Raw genomic sequence first — 15534 nt, forward strand, 5'->3', positions numbered from 1 at the left:
CAGCACGAAGCCCCCGGAACCAAGGGTTGGTCATACCCTTGTCTCCCCCCAGGCTCTCCCCAGAGCCCGCTATGAAATTGATGTGGCCATGCCGTACAGCAGTGGCGCAAGAAACGTATGGGACGCCTTTGACCGAATCAAGGGCATTTCGAGAGTGAGCCACCCCACGCCGCTTCCTGCCGGTCGGTCAGGTTCTCGCACGGGCGCCACGTCCTTGTCGTCGCCGACGGCCGTGATGACGACGGAGCGGACCGCGAGCGCCTCGGTCGCCGGGCGGCGCGCGCCGGTGTGGGTCCGGGCGTTGCGGACGACGAGGTCCGCGGCATCGTCCGTGGTCCCGGGGCGGGCGAGCCCTCCGACCGGCATCATGGACGACTTCGGGACCCCCCTCGTCAGGGTCGGCGTCGCCCTCGAAACCAGGCGGGGTCTCGCCGCCCATGTGCCCCGGCAGCGCACCGTGTTCGTCCTGCCGGCGCACAACGGTTCGCCGTCCACCGCATGTCAGTGCGCTCTCGGATCAACTCCGGTGCGTTGTCGGGCAATCCCCCCTCCCCTTCCGGTTCTAGCGTGCTGACCGAAAGCGCTGACCGCGTTTCACGCACACCACATCGGGAGAACCACATGTCCGACACCTCCGCGCCGACGCGGCCGGTCCTGGAGCCGGCGGCCGCCGCGTTCGCGGAAGCCACCGCCAACCCGCCCTTCCTCTTCGAACTGCCGCCCGCGGAGGGCCGGAAGGCGGTCGACGAGGTGCAGTCCGGCGAGATCGAGAAGCCGGCGATCGACGAGGAGTGGATCACGGTCTCGGGCGGCCCCACGGGAAGTGTCCGGGCGCGGATCGTGAAGCCCGCCGGTGTCGGGGGCACCCTGCCGGTGATCCTCTACATCCACGGCGCCGGCTGGGTGTTCGGCAACGCCCACACCCACGACCGGCTGGTGCGCGAGCTGGCCGTCGGCGCGAACGCCGCCGTGGTCTTCCCCGAGTACGACCTCTCCCCCGAGGCCCGCTACCCCGTCGCCATCGAGCAGAACTACGCGGTCGCCAAGTGGGTCGTCGAGCAGGGCGCGGCCAAGGACCTGGACCCGGCCCGCGTCGCCGTGGCCGGCGACTCCGTCGGCGGCAACATGACCGCCGCGCTGACCCTGATGGCCAAGCAGCGCGGTGATGTGCCGCTGGTCCAGCAGGTGCTGTTCTACCCGGTGACGGACGCGAGCTTCGACACCGGCTCCTACCACCAGTTCGCCACCGGGTACTTCCTGCGCCGGGACGGGATGCAGTGGTTCTGGGACCAGTACACGACCGACGAGGCCGAGCGCGCCCAGATCACCGCCTCGCCGCTGCGGGCGAGCGTGGAACAGCTCAAGGACCTGCCCCCGGCTCTGGTCATCACCGGAGAGGCCGACGTGCTGCGCGACGAGGGCGAGGCGTACGCCAACAAGCTCCGCGAGGCCGGCGTACCGGTCACCGCCGTGCGCTTCCAGGGCGTCATCCACGACTTCGTCATGCTCAACGCCCTGCGCGGGACGCACGCCGCCGAAGCCGCGATCACGCTGGCCACGGGCACCCTGCGCACCGCCCTGCACGGCCGCTGACCCACCAGACCCACGCCGGCCGCCCGACGGAGACCTACTGCCGCCGTCGCACCCGAACCCACGCCGGCGGGCCCACCGAGGCCCACAGCCGCCGCCCCACCCAGACCCACGGCCGCCGCCCCACCCAGACCCACGGGCGCCGGAGCCACCCGGCGCCGAGAAGGAGAACCGAGCATGTCCCCCACCCCCACCGTCCTCCTGGTGCACGGCGCCTTCGCTGACGCCTCCAGCTGGTCCGGCGTCGTCGAGGAGCTCCAGCGCCAGGACATCCCCGTCCGTGCCCTCCCGAACCCGCTGCGCGGCCTGGCCTCGGACGCCGCGTACGTCGCCTCCGCCGCGGCCCAGGTCGACGGCCCGGTCGTCCTCGTCGGCCACTCCTACGGCGGCGCCCTCATCACCGTGGCCGGCGCCGCCGAGAACGTCGTCGGCCTGGTCTACGTGGCCGCGTACATGCCCGAAGAGGGTGAGAGCCTGGGCGAGTTGCAGGGCCGCTTCCCGCTGTCCCCGCTCGTCGCCAACCTCGACGAGTGGACGTATCCGGTAGAGGGCGCCGACCCGGCCGTGGAGGTCACCATCAAGCCGGAGGCCTTCCCCGGCATCTTCGCCGCCGACGTCCCGGCCGAGGCCACCGGGATCCTCGCCGTCTCCCAACGGCCCCTGGCCGCCTCGGTCTTCACCGAGAAGGCCTCGACCGCCGCCTGGCGGACCAAGCCCTCCTGGGCCGTCGTCGCCGGCGCCGACGAGGCCATCAACCCCGACGTCCAGCGGTTCGGCGCCAAGCGCGCCGAAGCCACCGTCACCGAACTCGAGAGCGCCTCCCACGCGGTGGCGGTCTCCCGCCCCAAGGAGGTGGCGGCTGTGATCCGCGACGCGGTGAACGCGACAGGCTGACGGGACCTCTCGTTCACGCGCGTGCCGGTCAAGTGGCCGCCGGGCTCCCGTGATGTGCCTGGTTCGCCAGGGATGCGCCGTGGTTGACGGCGCTGAATCACGACGTCTGTCGGCTCTTGGCGCGCTCGGCGCGGACCGCGCCCTCGACGACGCCGGCCCGTACGGCCCGGGACATCCGGATGAGGGAGGGCTGGCCCGTGTCCAGGGTCTGTCCGCCGGCCACGGGACCCGCGTACCCGGCGGTGACTCCGGCGACGGCGGCGCGGGTGACGCTGTCCAGGGCGGCCGGATCGAGCCCCCCGGTGCGGTCGTCGCCGCCGGAGAGCGCGGCGACGGCGACCATGGCCGCGTCCCCGATGGCCCGGGCCTCGCTGATGCTGGAGCCGAGGGAGAGCGCCTGGCGGTAGGCGCGCTCGCGGACCGTCTCGTCGAAGTGGACGGACACGTCCCGCAGGCCGTCCCGGATGGCCGTCGCGCGATGGGTGAGGCGGAGTTCGACGTCGCCGAGGGAGCGCCAGGACAGCAGGGCGCCGCGCCTGTTCCGGCCGTTCCTGGAGCCGACGAGCCGGAAGAGCGGCCCGAGCCGGAGGAAGGCGACGAGGCTGTCGATGCGGGGTCCGAGCAGTGGCAGGACGTAGCCGACCGAGGTGAGGGCGGCTCCGACGGTGGCCAGGATCGGGGCCAGCCGGGTGCTCAGCGGGTCCCAGTCGTACCCGCTCCAGCGCCCGGCGACGGCGACCATCTTGACGACGCCGTACGTGCTGTTGCACAGCCATCCGACGGCGAGCACGGCCAGGGCCCGGCTCGTCCACCCGCTGATCTGGAGGGTCCAGCGCCAGCACAGGGTCGTGGTGGTGACGGCCGCCACCAAGTGGGCCACGAGGTAGAGGACGATCATCTCGCGGACGAACGGCGTGTCGGCGTAGTAGGTGTCGAAGTCCGTGAGCCGCTCGACGCGCGCGTCCCCGACGGCGAAGAGCGCGGTCTGCACCGCGATGACCACGGCGTACGCCAGCAGCCAGCCGCGGGAGACGCGCCGCAGGCGGGCCGGGTCGTCGGCGCCGCGCCAGTGGACGATCAGGACGAGGGACGCGGCCGAGAAGGCGTTCACGACCCCGTAGGTGACGCAGGCGGCGGCGTTGGGCACGCCGACGGCGCGGTTGATGAAGCCGACGGTGGGCGGGGCCCCGAGGGCGAAGCAGAAGCCGGCGAGGAAGATCACCGCGCAGAGGGCGCGTTTGAGCGGGTCGCGCCGGTGGTGCCACAGGTCGGGCAGCTGGGCGGCGAAGCCGGTCCACAGGACGGCGGCCGCCATGAAGTAGACCAGTCCGTTCACGTCAGGCCCACGGGCCTCGGCCGAGGGACGTCTCGGTCAGGGCGAGACCAGTGACCAGCCGGGCACTCAGCCTCTTCGTTTTTCGTTCGATATGCCCCGTCAACACCCTTCACACAGTAGTCACGTCGTCAACCCGGCAACAGGCGTACGAGCGACGACAGGTGAAGAGGCGTCGACAGGTGAAGAGCCGTCCACGGGTGAAGAGCCGTCGACAGGTGAAGAGGCCTCCACGGGTGAAGAGGCGTCCACGGCGAACCGGTCCGGCGGTACCGTGTCAGCCCTCGTCGGCGGTGAGCGTCAGCGAGATGCTGTTGATGCAGTACCGCTGGTCGGTCGGGGTGGCGTACCCCTCGCCCTCGAAGACGTGCCCGAGGTGCGAGCCGCACCGGGCGCACCGCACCTCGGTGCGCACCATGCCGTACGACCGGTCGTCGATCAGCTCCACCGCCGCGCTGTCCTTCGGGTCGTAGAAGGACGGCCAGCCGCAGTGCGACTCGAACTTCGTGTCGGAGGTGAAGAGTTCGGCACCGCAGGCGCGACAGGAGTAGACGCCCTTGGTCTTGGTGTCGGTGTACTCACCGACGAACGCGGGCTCCGTGCCGGCCTGCCGCAGCACGGCGTACTCGGCCGGTGTCAGCTCCGCGCGCCACTGCTCGTCCGGCTTCTCGACGTCGTACGACATGAGCCTCAGCCCCTCAGCTCGAAAGACGGTCCAGGATCTTCGGGCCCAGGTCCGTCACGTCACCCGCGCCCATGGTGAGAACGAGATCGCCCGGCTTCGCCATTCCCGCGATCACGGCGGGCACCTCGGCCTTGTCGTGAAGGGCCGTGACGTCCGCGCCCGCGCGCCGGGCCGCCTCGATGATCAGCTCGCTGGTCACACCGGGGATCGGGTCCTCACGGGCCGGGTAGATGTCGAGGACGACCGACGCGTCCGCCAGCGCCAGGGACTGCCCCATCTCGGCGCCCAGCTCCTGCGTGCGGGAGAACAGGTGGGGCTGGAAGACCACCAGGATCCGTGCGTCCCCGGCCGCGGCCCGCATCGCCTCCAGGTCGGCGGTCATCTCGGTCGGGTGGTGCGCGTAGGAGTCGATGACCTGCACTCCGGCGGCCTCGCCCTTCAGCTGCAGCCGCCGCTTCACCCCGGTGTACGCCGCCAGCGCCGGCGCCAGCTCCGCCGCCGGCACCCCGAGGGCGACGCCCGCCGCCAGCGCGGCCACGGCGTTGTGTGCGTAGTGCCGCCCGGGCACGGACACCGTGAAGACGATCTCCCGCCCGTCCAGCAGGACCGTGACCTCGCTCTTCAGTCCCTGCGCCACGACCGACAGCACCCGCACATCGGCGTCCTCGCGCTCGCCGTACGTCACCACGCGCACCCCGGAGAGCCGGGAGGTCAGCTCGCGCGCGCCCTCGTGATCGGCCGAGATCACCAGCGTGCCACCGGGCACGATCCTGCCCGCGAACGTCTCGAAGGACTCGTAGATCTCGTCCATGGAGGCGTAGTTGGCGTGGTGGTCCAGCTCCACGTTGAGGACGATCGCCACCTCGGGCGCGTACTTGTGGAAGCTGCGGTCGCTCTCGTCCGCCTCGGCGACGAAGATCTCCCCGTCCCCGTGTGTCGCGTTCGACCCGGGTACGTCGAGGTCGCCGCCGATGGCGTACGACGGCTTCAGCCCCAGCTCGCCCAGCGACACCGCCAGCATGGACGTGGTCGTCGTCTTCCCGTGCGTCCCGGCCACCGCGATCGGCCGCAGCCCGTCCATCAGCCGGGCCAGCGCGTCCGACCGGTGCACCACGGGAATCCCCAGCTCGGCGGCGCGTGCCAGCTCGGGGTTGTCGGCGCGGATGGCCGACGACACGACCACACACGTCGCGTCGTGCGCGAGGTGCTCCGCCGCGTGCCCGATGTGCACGGTCGCCCCGAGCGCCCGCAACGCCTCGGCCGTCTCCGACTCCTTGGCATCGCTGCCGGCCACCTTGGCCCCACGCTGAGCCAGGATCTTGGCGATCCCGGACATCCCGGCCCCGCCGATCCCGATGAAGTGCGGCCGATCCATGGCGGTAGGCAGTCCGGGTGCCATGCGTGTTCTCCAAGCGACGGTACGAAGACGATCCACGCCTCACAGCAGGCGCGCCCCCACCTTATTGCCTCTGTGGCTGCAGGCACGGGGCCACTTGTAGCGACGGGCCCGGGGCCGCGCTCCGGAGGGCGGGGCAGCCGCCGAAAAGGGGCGCCCCTCGCCTAGGCCCGACTGTGCGAGAACAACTTCAACACCGGCACTCCGACCTTGTGCCGAGCCCGCGACGCCCAGTCCCGGTGGAAGAACTCCTCCACGTAGTGAGGATCGGTCAGCACCAGCACCTCGTCGGCCCCGACCTCCTCCACCAGCGACTTCAACGCGTCCAGCGGATGGTCCTCGATCAGCCGCCCCTCCGCGGTACTCCCCGCCCCCCTGAGCGCCTGCAGCGACACCTCGAGCGCCCGCTCCCCGGCGTCCAGCGCCTGCTCCCCCTCCGGCGTCTCCCCCTCTCGCGCCGCCTCGTCCAGCTCACCGAGGGCGAGGTCGTCGATGGCCCGCAGCAGCCGGTCGGCCTGGTTGCCGCGCGGCTGGAGCAGCACGTGGAAGGCGGCCGGCTCGTCGCCGTGCAGGGTCGTGACGAACTCCACGTCCGCGGACGTCAGGGCCTTCTCGATCATCAAAACGCTCGTGAACGACACCTCAGGCGCCCTTCTCCTCGGAGGGCCCCGCGGGCCCTCACTCCTCAGGGTTCTAGTGTGCCCGGCGAAAGCTAAACGGAACGGCAGATTCCGCTCGCTTTCGCGTACGACGGCCCCGCCTTCACGTACGACCCTTCACGTACGACGGTCCGGTTTCACTTACGACGGTCCGGCTTTCACGTACGACGGTAACGACCGAACAGGAACCCGGCCTCCTCCAGCAGCGATGCCAGCGCGAAGCGCTTGGGCACGGGTACCGAGGGGCCCCCGGCGATCCGCTGGGCGTCTCCCGCCGTGAGCATCGGCGAGATGGTCAGGCAGAGCTCGTCCAGGACATCGGCGGCGATCAGCTGCCCCAGCAGCCGGGGTCCGCCCTCACTGAGCAGCCGGGTCAGGCCCAGGTCGGCGAGGGCCCGTACGGCCCGGGCGGGGTCGACGCCCATGCCGTCCCCGGCGACCACGACCCGGACGCCCGCCTTCTCGGCGGTGGCGACCCGGTCGGGGGCCGCGGCGGCTCCGGTCAGCAGGATCGTGGGGACCGACGGCGAGGAGAACAGCGGCAGCGAGAAGTCCAGATCCAGACTCGCGCTCACCACGGCGACGGCGGGTGCGGGCGTCTGCCCGGCCGCGCGGCGCGCCTCGGCGAACGCCTCACGCGCGCGTGCCGGGCGGTACCCCTCCTGGCGGACCGTTTCCGCGCCGACGATCACCACGTCGGCGAGCCCCCGCAGCGTGCCGAAGATCCGCATGTCGGCGTCGCTGGAGATCGGCTGCGAACGCCCGCCGTGCTGGGCCGCGCCGTCGAGCGTGGACACCATGTTGGCCCGCAGCCACGGCTCCCGCCCACCCGGCGACGGCTCGGGATAGGCATACGCCGCCGCCAGCTCGTCGAGCCCCCACTCCCGGTCGACGAACACCGCCCCCCCGACCGCACCGGACGTCCGTACCCCAACCGCACCCGCCCCCTCGCCGGGCCCACGAGCCCCGGCCGCATCCGGCCCCTCACTCCCACCCGACGTCCGGAGCCCCGCCGAGGCGTCACCACCACCCGACGTCCGAGCCCCCGCCGGGCCTTCACCACGAGCCGACCTCTTGGCCTCAGCCGAGCCGTCACCACCCCCCGGCATCCCGGCCCCCGCCGAGCCCTCACCACCCCCCGGCGTTCGAACCTCAGTCGCATCCGCACCACCGGTCGCTTCCGGTGTCCGGGCCGCTGTCTCTTCGGTCACAGGGAACAGGCGTCGCATGTCGTGCAGTGTGGCACGGCCCTTAGACTCGGTAACCGTGTCGTCGTCCTCAGCCACCGTGTCCGGAATCGGCCCGACAGCCGAAGCGGCCCCCTCGTCCCTGTGCACCCGCGAGCCCCACGTCCCCGCGGACCGGCTCGTCGCCGAGATGGTGCCGCCGCCCCGTTTCGACTCGGTCCGCTTCGATACGTACATCCCGGACCCGAACCAGCCCAGCCAGACCGAGGCCGTCCGCGTCCTGAGCGGCTTCGCCGCGGGCCTCGGCGGCGCCCACGCGACCGGCACCGGCAAGCGCGGCTTCTTCGGCCTCGGCAGGGCGAAGGCCCCCAAGGTCCCGGCCGGCCCGCGCGGCGTCTACCTGGACGGCGGCTTCGGCGTCGGCAAGACCCATCTGCTCGCCTCCCTGTGGCACGCGACCCCGGCCGAACCGTCCCTCAAAGCCTTCGGCACCTTCGTGGAACTGACGAACCTGGTCGGCGCCCTCGGCTTCCAGAAGACGGTCCAGACCCTCTCCGGGCACCGTCTGCTGTGCATCGACGAGTTCGAGCTGGACGACCCGGGCGACACCGTCCTGGTGTCGACGCTGCTCGGCAAGCTCGTCGACGCGGGCGTGGCGCTGGCCGCCACCTCGAACACCCTGCCGGGCAAGCTCGGCGAGGGCCGGTTCGCGTCGGCCGACTTCCTGCGCGAGATCCAGGGCCTGTCGGCCCACTTCCGGGCCCTGCGCATCGACGGCGAGGACTACCGCCACCGCGGTCTGCCCGAGGCCCCGGCGCCTTACTCGGACGAGGAGGTCACCAAGGCGGCGTACGCCACCGAGGGCGCCTCGCTCGACGACTTCCCGCATCTGCTGGACCACCTCGCGCGCGTCCACCCCAGCCGGTACGGCGCCCTCACGGACGGCCTGAAGGCGGTCTGCCTGACGGACGTCCAGCCGATCCCGGACCAGTCGACCGCGCTGCGCCTCGTGGTGCTCGCCGACCGGCTGTACGACCGCGAGGTGCCGGTGCTCGCCTCGGGACGGCCGTTCGACCAGCTGTTCAGCGAGGAGATGCTGAACGGCGGCTACCGCAAGAAGTACTTCCGCGCCATCTCCCGCCTCACCGCCCTCGCACGCGACGCCAAGCGACTCGTGGAGCACTGACCCCAGGTCAAGAGCCAATTCCAGCCAACCTGACCTCGCTTTTCAGGCTCTCTTCAGCTCGCAACGTTAAGTTAACCCTGCAAACAACTTTGCAGGGTTAACGTGTTTCTTGACCAGCGGTTGACCATCGGTTGACCAAGTCGAGCAACTGCCGACGCGTGGGAGACACCGAGAACTGCCAGTGGGGAGGCACATATTGCGAGGTACGACGACCCGGACCGCCCTTTCGGCCCTAGCCGCCGTTCTGCTCGCCCTCACGTTCTTCGCTCCCACGACATCCTTCGCAGCCGCGCACACGCTCAGTCATGTCAAGGCCAAAGCCGAGCCCGGAAACACCCCCAAGGTCAAGCCGGTGCGTGACAAGGCCGTCACCTACCGCACGTGCGGACCCTCGCAGGACCCGACCGGTCCTCTCCGCACGCGGGACCGGCACCGTACGGTCACCCACACCGTTCCCAAGGCGCCCGCGCGTCCGTCGCTGGGGGAGAACCCGGCGGCCGCGAGCGAACCGGAACGGCTCTCGACCCGGCACCCCCGGGCGTCGAGACCTCTCACGGCCCACACCCCGGCCGTTCTTCAGGTCTTCCGCTGCTGAGCCGCGGAGCCTGTTCCCCCCACACACTCTGTCGTGCAAGCCCGACGCGCCGCCGTGGCGCGCCAGGAGGAGTCACCACATCATGCAGCCCCTCATCGACAACGCCCGTACGTTCGGACAGCGCCCTGAGGAGTTCGCCAGGCTGGCCGAAGGCCAGTCCCCCGAGGTCCTGTTCATCACCTGCTCCGACTCACGGGTCGTCCCGGCCCTGATCACGGGCGCCCGCCCCGGCGAGCTCTTCGAGCTGCGCACCGCCGGCAACATCGTCCCCCCATACACCCCCGCCCACCCCACGGGCGAGACGGCCACGATCGAGTACGCCGTGGAGGTCCTCGGCGTCACCGACATCGTGGTCTGCGGCCACTCCCACTGCGGCGCCGTGGGCGCCCTGGTGCGCGGCGACGACCTGGACGCCGTACCCGCCGTACGCGACTGGCTGACCAACGCGACACCGCGCCCCCAAGGGGCGGTCGAGGACCCCACCGTCGCGGACGGAGTCCAGAACCACGTCCTCAGCCAGCTCCTGCGTCTGCGCTCCTACCCCTGCGTGGAGAAGCGCCTCGCGGACGGCCGACTGCGGCTGCGCGGCTGGTACTACGAGGTCCACACCGGTGCCGTGCGGGAACACCGCGTGGACACCGACAAGTTCGAGACGCTCTGAGCGGCGGCCAGGTGTCTGCAATGAATTCCCAGACCTCCACCACACCCGTCACGCCCGTCACGTCCAAGTTCCCTCATCTCCGGCAGGACTTCGGCGCCTCGCTCGTCGTGTTCCTGGTCGCGCTGCCGCTGTGCGTGGGCGTCGCCGTCGCCTCCGGGGTGCCGGCCGAACTCGGCCTGGTCACCGGCATCGTGGGCGGCCTCGTCGCCGGCATGATGCCCGGCAGCAGCCTGCAGGTCTCCGGCCCGGCGGCCGGTCTGACCGTGCTGGTCTTCGAGGCGGTGCGCCAGTTCGGCCTGCCCGCCCTCGGGGTGATCGTGCTCGGCGCCGGTCTGCTTCAACTCGCCATGGGCGCACTGAAGTTGGGCCGTTGGTTCCGCGCGATATCCGTATCCGTCGTCGAGGGGATGCTCGCCGGCATCGGCCTCGTGATCATCGCCGGCCAGCTCTACGCGGCGGCCGGTCTGAAGGCTCCCGCCTCCGGCATCGACAAGATCGCGGGCCTGCCCGGCGCCTTCATCGAAGCCGTGAGCAGCACCGCCGCGCTCGCCTCGATCGCGGTCGGCGCGGGCACCATCGCCGTGATGGTGCTGTGGAAGCGGCTGCCGAAGAAGGTCCAGCTGGTCCCCGGCGCGCTCGCCGCGGTCCTCCTGGCCACCGTGGCCACCCTGGCCTTCAGCCTCCCGGTGGCGAACGTCGAGGTGAAGGGCCTGCTGGGCGTCATCCAGCCCCCGGGCGCGGACGCCTTCGCCCAGCTCGCCGATGTGGCGCTGCTCGGCACGATCCTCGCCTTCGCGCTGATCGCCTCCGCCGAGAGCCTGTTCAGCGCGGCGGCCGTGGACCGGATGCACGACGGTCCGCGCACCGAGTACGACAAGGAGCTGATGGCGCAGGGCGCCGGCAACACGGTGTGCGGGATGCTGGGCGCACTGCCGATGACCGCGGTGATCGTGCGCAGCTCCGCGAACCTCCAGGCGGGCGCGAAGACGAAGACGTCCCGTGTCCTGCACGGCGTGTGGCTGCTCCTCTTCGTGGCCCTGCTGCCGGGCACCCTCGCCCTGATCCCGCTTCCCGCCCTGGCCGGCATCCTCGTCCACGCGGGCTGGAAGCTGATCCCGTTCCGCGAGGTCGCCTCGCTGTGGCGCGCGCACCGGGGCGAGGCGCTGATCCTGGTCGCCACGGCCGTCGCGATCGTCGCGGTGAACATGTTCGAGGGCGTACTGATCGGTCTGGCGCTGTCCGTGGCCAAGACCGCCTGGGAGGCCTCGCACATCAAGCTGGAGGTCATAGACAAGGGCGCCGGCCCTGTGCAGGCCTACCTGTCGGGCAACGCGACCTTCCTCCGCCTCCCGAAGATCCTCGACAACCTGGAGTCCCTCCCCCAGGACCGCCCGGTGGAGCTCCACCTCACCGGCCTCCACCACCTCGACCACGCCTGCCGCACCGCCCTCGAGAACTGGGCGACCCGCCACAGCGCGACAGGCACGGAACCGGTACGCATGACGGTCCCGGAACCGGAAAGGGCGACGTCACCAGCGCCCTGACCCGCCCGCACAACCCTGGAACGCATCCGTAGAACCCTGGTGCCCCGGTCCGAGGACCGGGGCACCAGCCCGTCGCCGGCCGGCTCGACCCACCCCTCCTCCGACGGAGGTCGACCAGCCACCACCACCGGCATATCGTGGTAATCCACCGCTGAAGGGACGGACGACTCGAAGGGGGTCGTCATGGTCGAAGAGCTGGTCGTAGCCGCCGCAGCGGTCGGCGCCACCGCCCTCGCATACGTCGTCGCCGCCGCCCGAGTCGTCAAACAGTACGAACGCGGCGTGGTCTTCCGCCTCGGCCGCCTACGGGGCGCCCCCCGGCTCCCGGGCTTCACCATGGTCATCCCCGGCATCGACCACATCCGCAAGGTGAACATGCAGATCGTGACGATGCCGGTTCCCGCCCAGGAGGGCATCACCCGCGACAACGTCACCGTACGCGTCGACGCGGTCGTCTACTTCAAGGTCGTCGACGCGGCGAACGCCCTGATCACGGTCGAGGACTACAAGTTCGCCGTGTCCCAGATGGCCCAGACCTCCCTCCGCTCGATCATCGGCAAGAGCGACCTGGACGACCTCCTCTCCGACCGCGAGAAGCTGAACCAGGGCCTGGAGCTGATGATCGACAGCCCCGCGGTCGGCTGGGGCGTCCAGGTGGACCGCGTGGAGATCAAGGACGTGTCCCTCCCGGAGACGATGAAGCGCTCCATGGCCCGTCAGGCCGAGGCCGACCGCGAACGCCGCGCCCGCATCATCAACGCGGACGCCGAGCTGCAGGCCTCCAGGAAGCTGGCGGAGGCGGCGAAGGAAATGGCCGACACCCCCTCCGCCCTGCAACTCCGCCTGCTGCAAACGGTGGTTGCCGTGGCCGCCGAGAAGAACTCCACCCTCGTACTCCCCTTCCCGGTGGAACTGCTCCGCTTCCTGGAACGAGCCCAGGCAGGCCCGCCGCCGGACCCCGCACCTCCGCGGCCCCGTCCGACGTCCCCGGCACCCCCCTCCCCACCCCCTCCAAGCGAGTGACGCGGGGACGACTCCCCCACCCCTCCTCTACGCGCGTGGTTCACGCGGCCGTAACCGCGTGATACACACAGGCGGGTCACATCCTGTCCGCCAACAGGAAGGTTGTCCCGTGTCAGTGACCCGCCGCCAGGCCCTCGCCCGTACCGGTGCCCTGGGAACAGGCATCGCAGGCATCGCGTTCACCGGAGCCCTGTCCGAACTCTTCGCGGGCACGGCGGCCGCGCAGAGCAACCTCGGCCACTCCGGCTACGGCCCGCTGATCCCCGACCCGAACGGCCTGCTCGACCTGCCGAAAGGTTTCCGCTACACCGTCCTGTCCCGCGAGGGCGACGCCCTCCGCTCCGGTGAGGGCCAGGTCCCCAGCAACCACGACGGAATGTCCGCCTTCCCCGGCAGACATGGCAGTGCTCGCCTCGTACACCTCGTCCGCAACCACGAGAACCGCCACAACGGCCGTATCCCGGTCCCCACGGTCAAGGGCCTCACCTACGACCCGGCGGGCAAGGGCGGCTGTACGTCCCTGACCCTCGACGCCCGGGGCAAGGTCCTCTCCGAACGCGTCGCCATCGCCGGCACCGCCGTCAACTGCGCGGGCGGCCCCACCCCCTGGGGCACCTGGCTCACCTGCGAGGAGACCGAGGACAAGGCCGGTACCAACGGCTACACCAAGGACCACGGCTTCGTCTTCGAGGTCGACGCGGCGAACCCGCACCGCTCGGGAGCCGTCCCCCTCACCGCGATGGGGCGCTTCCAGCACGAGGCGGTCGCGGTCGACCCGCACCGGGGCGTCGTCTACGAGACGGAGGACGCCTTCGAGAAACCCTTCGGCCTCTTCTACCGCTTCCTCCCCGACAAGCCCAAGGGAGGCCTCGGTTCACTCCGCGCGGGCGGCCGCCTCCAGGCGATGCGCGTACCGGGCGTACCGGACCTCTCCTCGATCCAGGAGACAGGCGCCTGCTTCGAACGGATCGAATGGATCGACGTCCCCGACCCCCTCGCGGCCCGAACCCCCATCCGCCACCAGGACTTCGGCCCCCAGGGCATCACCCACGCCCAGAAACTCGAGGGCTGCTACTGGGGCGACCGCTGCGTCTACTTCGTCTCCTCCTTCGCCCGCAGCGCGGAGGGCTCGGCCGCCGACCACTACGGCCAGATCTGGCGCTACGACCCCGACCACCGCACCCTCACCCTGGTGATCGTCTTCGGCCCCGACACCGACATCCAGCTCCCCGGCGAATCCCCCGACAACATCTGCCTGGCCCCCACCGGCGGCCTCATGGTCTGTGAGGACGGCAACGGCACCCAACACGTCTACGGCGTCACCCGCCAGGGCCACGTCTACGCGATGGCCCGCAACGCCCAGAACATCGGCACCCCCGACGAACCGGAATGGGGCGAGTTCGCGGGAGTCACCTTCTCCCCCGACGGCCACACGATGTACGTCAACTGCTACACGCCGGGCACGACGTTCGCGGTGACGGGGCCGTGGCGCCGATGACGGCCGCCTGATCGCCGACCAGAAAGACGACCAGAAGGACGACCAGAAAGACGTCGCCGCCTGGGCCCTCTTCATCGCCCAGGCGGGTGACTTCGTGTCGGACTCCAGGTGGTCCGGCGGCCAAACGGACACACCGCGGAGCCCCCGCCCTTACTTTCATGCGGTGATCAGTCCTGTACGAAGAATCACCGTGCTCCCCACGCTCTGCGTGCTCGGCGCACTCGGTGCCGCCCTCGTCGCCTGTGGCGCGCCGCAGGCCTCGACCCGCATCGTCAACGCCACCGCCACCGCCACGGCGCGCCCCACGGCCGTGTCGTCGTCCCGGCCGCCCACGCTCGCCCCGGGCCCCGCCGGGCTCACCCCGGTGTTCGAGCACGGCCTGCGTACACGTACCGACAAGACCGTCGCGCTCACCTTCGACGCGGACATGACCGTGGACCAGGGGGAGAGGGCCGCTGCGGGCGAACGGTTCGACAATCCGCAGCTCATCGCCGCTCTGCGGCAGCTGAAGGTGCCGGCCACGGTGTTCATGACGGGGCGGTGGGTCGAGGAGTACCCGATCCAGGCGCGGTCCATCGGGCGGGACCCCCTGTTCGAGGTCGCGAACCACTCGTACAGCCACTACGCCTTCACCGAGAAGTGCCCCGGCCTGCCCACGATGGCGCCGGGGCGCATGCGGGCGGACCTGGAGCGGGCCTATCGGGTGTTCCGGGCGGCGGGCGTGACGGACCCGATGCCGTACTTCCGGTTCCCGGGCGGCTGCTACGACGGCCGCGCCCTGCGCACGCTCAGCGCGTCCGGGGTGACGGCGGTGCAGTGGGACGTGGTGAGCGGCGACGCGTTCGCGACGGACGCCGACGACGTGGCGCGGGAGGTGCTGGAGGGGGTACGGCCGGGATCGGTCGTGGTCATGCACTGCACGCGGAGTGCCGCGCCGGTGACGGAGAGGGCCGTACGGAAGATCGTGCCGAAGCTTCGGGCGCGCGGGTTCCGGTTCGTGAAGGTGTCGGAGCTGGTCGGGGCGGCGACGGCACGGTAGGAGGCCATTCAGCCAGTCGTTCTACGCTGGACATATGAGCGACTACTGCGGCACCGACCCGAACCCGGAACCCCGGCCCGCATCGGCCGCGACCGCAGCGCGGACCACGGCCGACGGTCCGCCCTTCGCCGAGTGCGTCCTGTGCCGGAAGCCCACGGAGTACCCGGAGTCCCACAAAGGGATCACGCTGTGCCCGGTGTGCGAGTGGCGGGAGGCGGAGCGGATCGCCTGCTCTGGCTGAGGC

The 15534-nt window shown here is 71.1% G+C and carries 15 protein-coding genes; 10 read left to right on the forward strand and 5 right to left on the reverse strand.

Annotated elements, in window-relative coordinates; all coding sequences use genetic code 11:
• Positions 1-621 precede the first annotated feature (621 nt).
• Both ACWD26_RS24885 and ACWD26_RS24890 read left to right on the forward strand, forming a co-directional pair.
• Positions 622-1593, forward strand: coding sequence for an alpha/beta hydrolase (locus tag ACWD26_RS24885; protein ID WP_451273581.1), 972 nt, complete (start codon positions 622-624; stop codon positions 1591-1593).
• A gap of 174 nt (positions 1594-1767) precedes the next feature.
• Positions 1768-2484 (forward strand): alpha/beta fold hydrolase, encoded by a 717-nt coding sequence (locus ACWD26_RS24890; RefSeq protein ID WP_451273583.1) that lies wholly within the window; start codon positions 1768-1770, stop codon positions 2482-2484.
• Positions 2485-2581: 97 nt separating this feature from the next.
• Here ACWD26_RS24890 and ACWD26_RS24895 read toward each other — a convergent pair whose 3' ends face one another.
• The 5 genes from ACWD26_RS24895 to ACWD26_RS24915 all read right to left on the reverse strand — a co-directional run bounded on the left by ACWD26_RS24895 (position 2582) and on the right by ACWD26_RS24915 (position 7456).
• Complete coding sequence (locus ACWD26_RS24895; RefSeq protein ID WP_451273585.1) at positions 2582-3820, reverse strand: MAB_1171c family putative transporter; 1239 nt, start codon at positions 3818-3820, stop codon at positions 2582-2584.
• A 274-nt stretch (positions 3821-4094) separates the two neighbouring features.
• On the reverse strand, positions 4095-4502 hold the full coding sequence (gene msrB, locus ACWD26_RS24900; RefSeq protein WP_451273587.1) for a peptide-methionine (R)-S-oxide reductase MsrB: 408 nt from the start codon (positions 4500-4502) through the stop codon (positions 4095-4097).
• Between the two features lie 13 nt (positions 4503-4515).
• The gene (murC, locus tag ACWD26_RS24905) at positions 4516-5901 is read right to left on the reverse strand and encodes a UDP-N-acetylmuramate--L-alanine ligase (RefSeq protein ID WP_451273589.1); all 1386 of its coding nucleotides are present in this window, start codon (positions 5899-5901) and stop codon (positions 4516-4518) included.
• A gap of 161 nt (positions 5902-6062) precedes the next feature.
• Positions 6063-6518, reverse strand: coding sequence for an indole-3-glycerol phosphate synthase (locus ACWD26_RS24910; RefSeq protein ID WP_451273591.1), 456 nt, complete (start codon positions 6516-6518; stop codon positions 6063-6065).
• Between the two features lie 197 nt (positions 6519-6715).
• Complete coding sequence (locus ACWD26_RS24915) at positions 6716-7456, reverse strand: pyrimidine reductase family protein (RefSeq protein ID WP_451273593.1); 741 nt, start codon at positions 7454-7456, stop codon at positions 6716-6718.
• 328 nt (positions 7457-7784) lie between these two features.
• Between ACWD26_RS24915 and zapE the strand changes: the two genes are divergently transcribed.
• From zapE to ACWD26_RS24955, 8 genes are all read left to right on the forward strand, one after another.
• Positions 7785-8930, forward strand: coding sequence for a cell division protein ZapE (zapE, locus tag ACWD26_RS24920; protein WP_451273595.1), 1146 nt, complete (start codon positions 7785-7787; stop codon positions 8928-8930).
• Between the two features lie 196 nt (positions 8931-9126).
• Positions 9127-9525 (forward strand): hypothetical protein, encoded by a 399-nt coding sequence (locus tag ACWD26_RS24925; protein WP_451273597.1) that lies wholly within the window; start codon positions 9127-9129, stop codon positions 9523-9525.
• An 82-nt stretch (positions 9526-9607) separates the two neighbouring features.
• Positions 9608-10186 (forward strand): carbonic anhydrase, encoded by a 579-nt coding sequence (locus ACWD26_RS24930; protein WP_451273599.1) that lies wholly within the window; start codon positions 9608-9610, stop codon positions 10184-10186.
• Positions 10187-10206: 20 nt separating this feature from the next.
• Positions 10207-11730, forward strand: coding sequence for a SulP family inorganic anion transporter (locus ACWD26_RS24935; RefSeq protein WP_451273601.1), 1524 nt, complete (start codon positions 10207-10209; stop codon positions 11728-11730).
• Positions 11731-11913: 183 nt separating this feature from the next.
• Positions 11914-12753, forward strand: coding sequence for a slipin family protein (locus ACWD26_RS24940; protein WP_451273603.1), 840 nt, complete (start codon positions 11914-11916; stop codon positions 12751-12753).
• 115 nt (positions 12754-12868) lie between these two features.
• Positions 12869-14251, forward strand: coding sequence for an alkaline phosphatase PhoX (locus tag ACWD26_RS24945; protein WP_451273927.1), 1383 nt, complete (start codon positions 12869-12871; stop codon positions 14249-14251).
• A 163-nt stretch (positions 14252-14414) separates the two neighbouring features.
• Entirely contained in the window at positions 14415-15290 is an 876-nt protein-coding gene (locus tag ACWD26_RS24950) for a polysaccharide deacetylase family protein (RefSeq protein ID WP_451273605.1), read from the forward strand.
• A 34-nt stretch (positions 15291-15324) separates the two neighbouring features.
• Complete coding sequence (locus tag ACWD26_RS24955) at positions 15325-15531, forward strand: hypothetical protein (RefSeq protein ID WP_451273607.1); 207 nt, start codon at positions 15325-15327, stop codon at positions 15529-15531.
• The last annotated feature ends 3 nt before the right edge of the window (positions 15532-15534 follow it).

The sequence above is a fragment of the Streptomyces sp. NPDC002787 genome, from assembly GCF_053592095.1.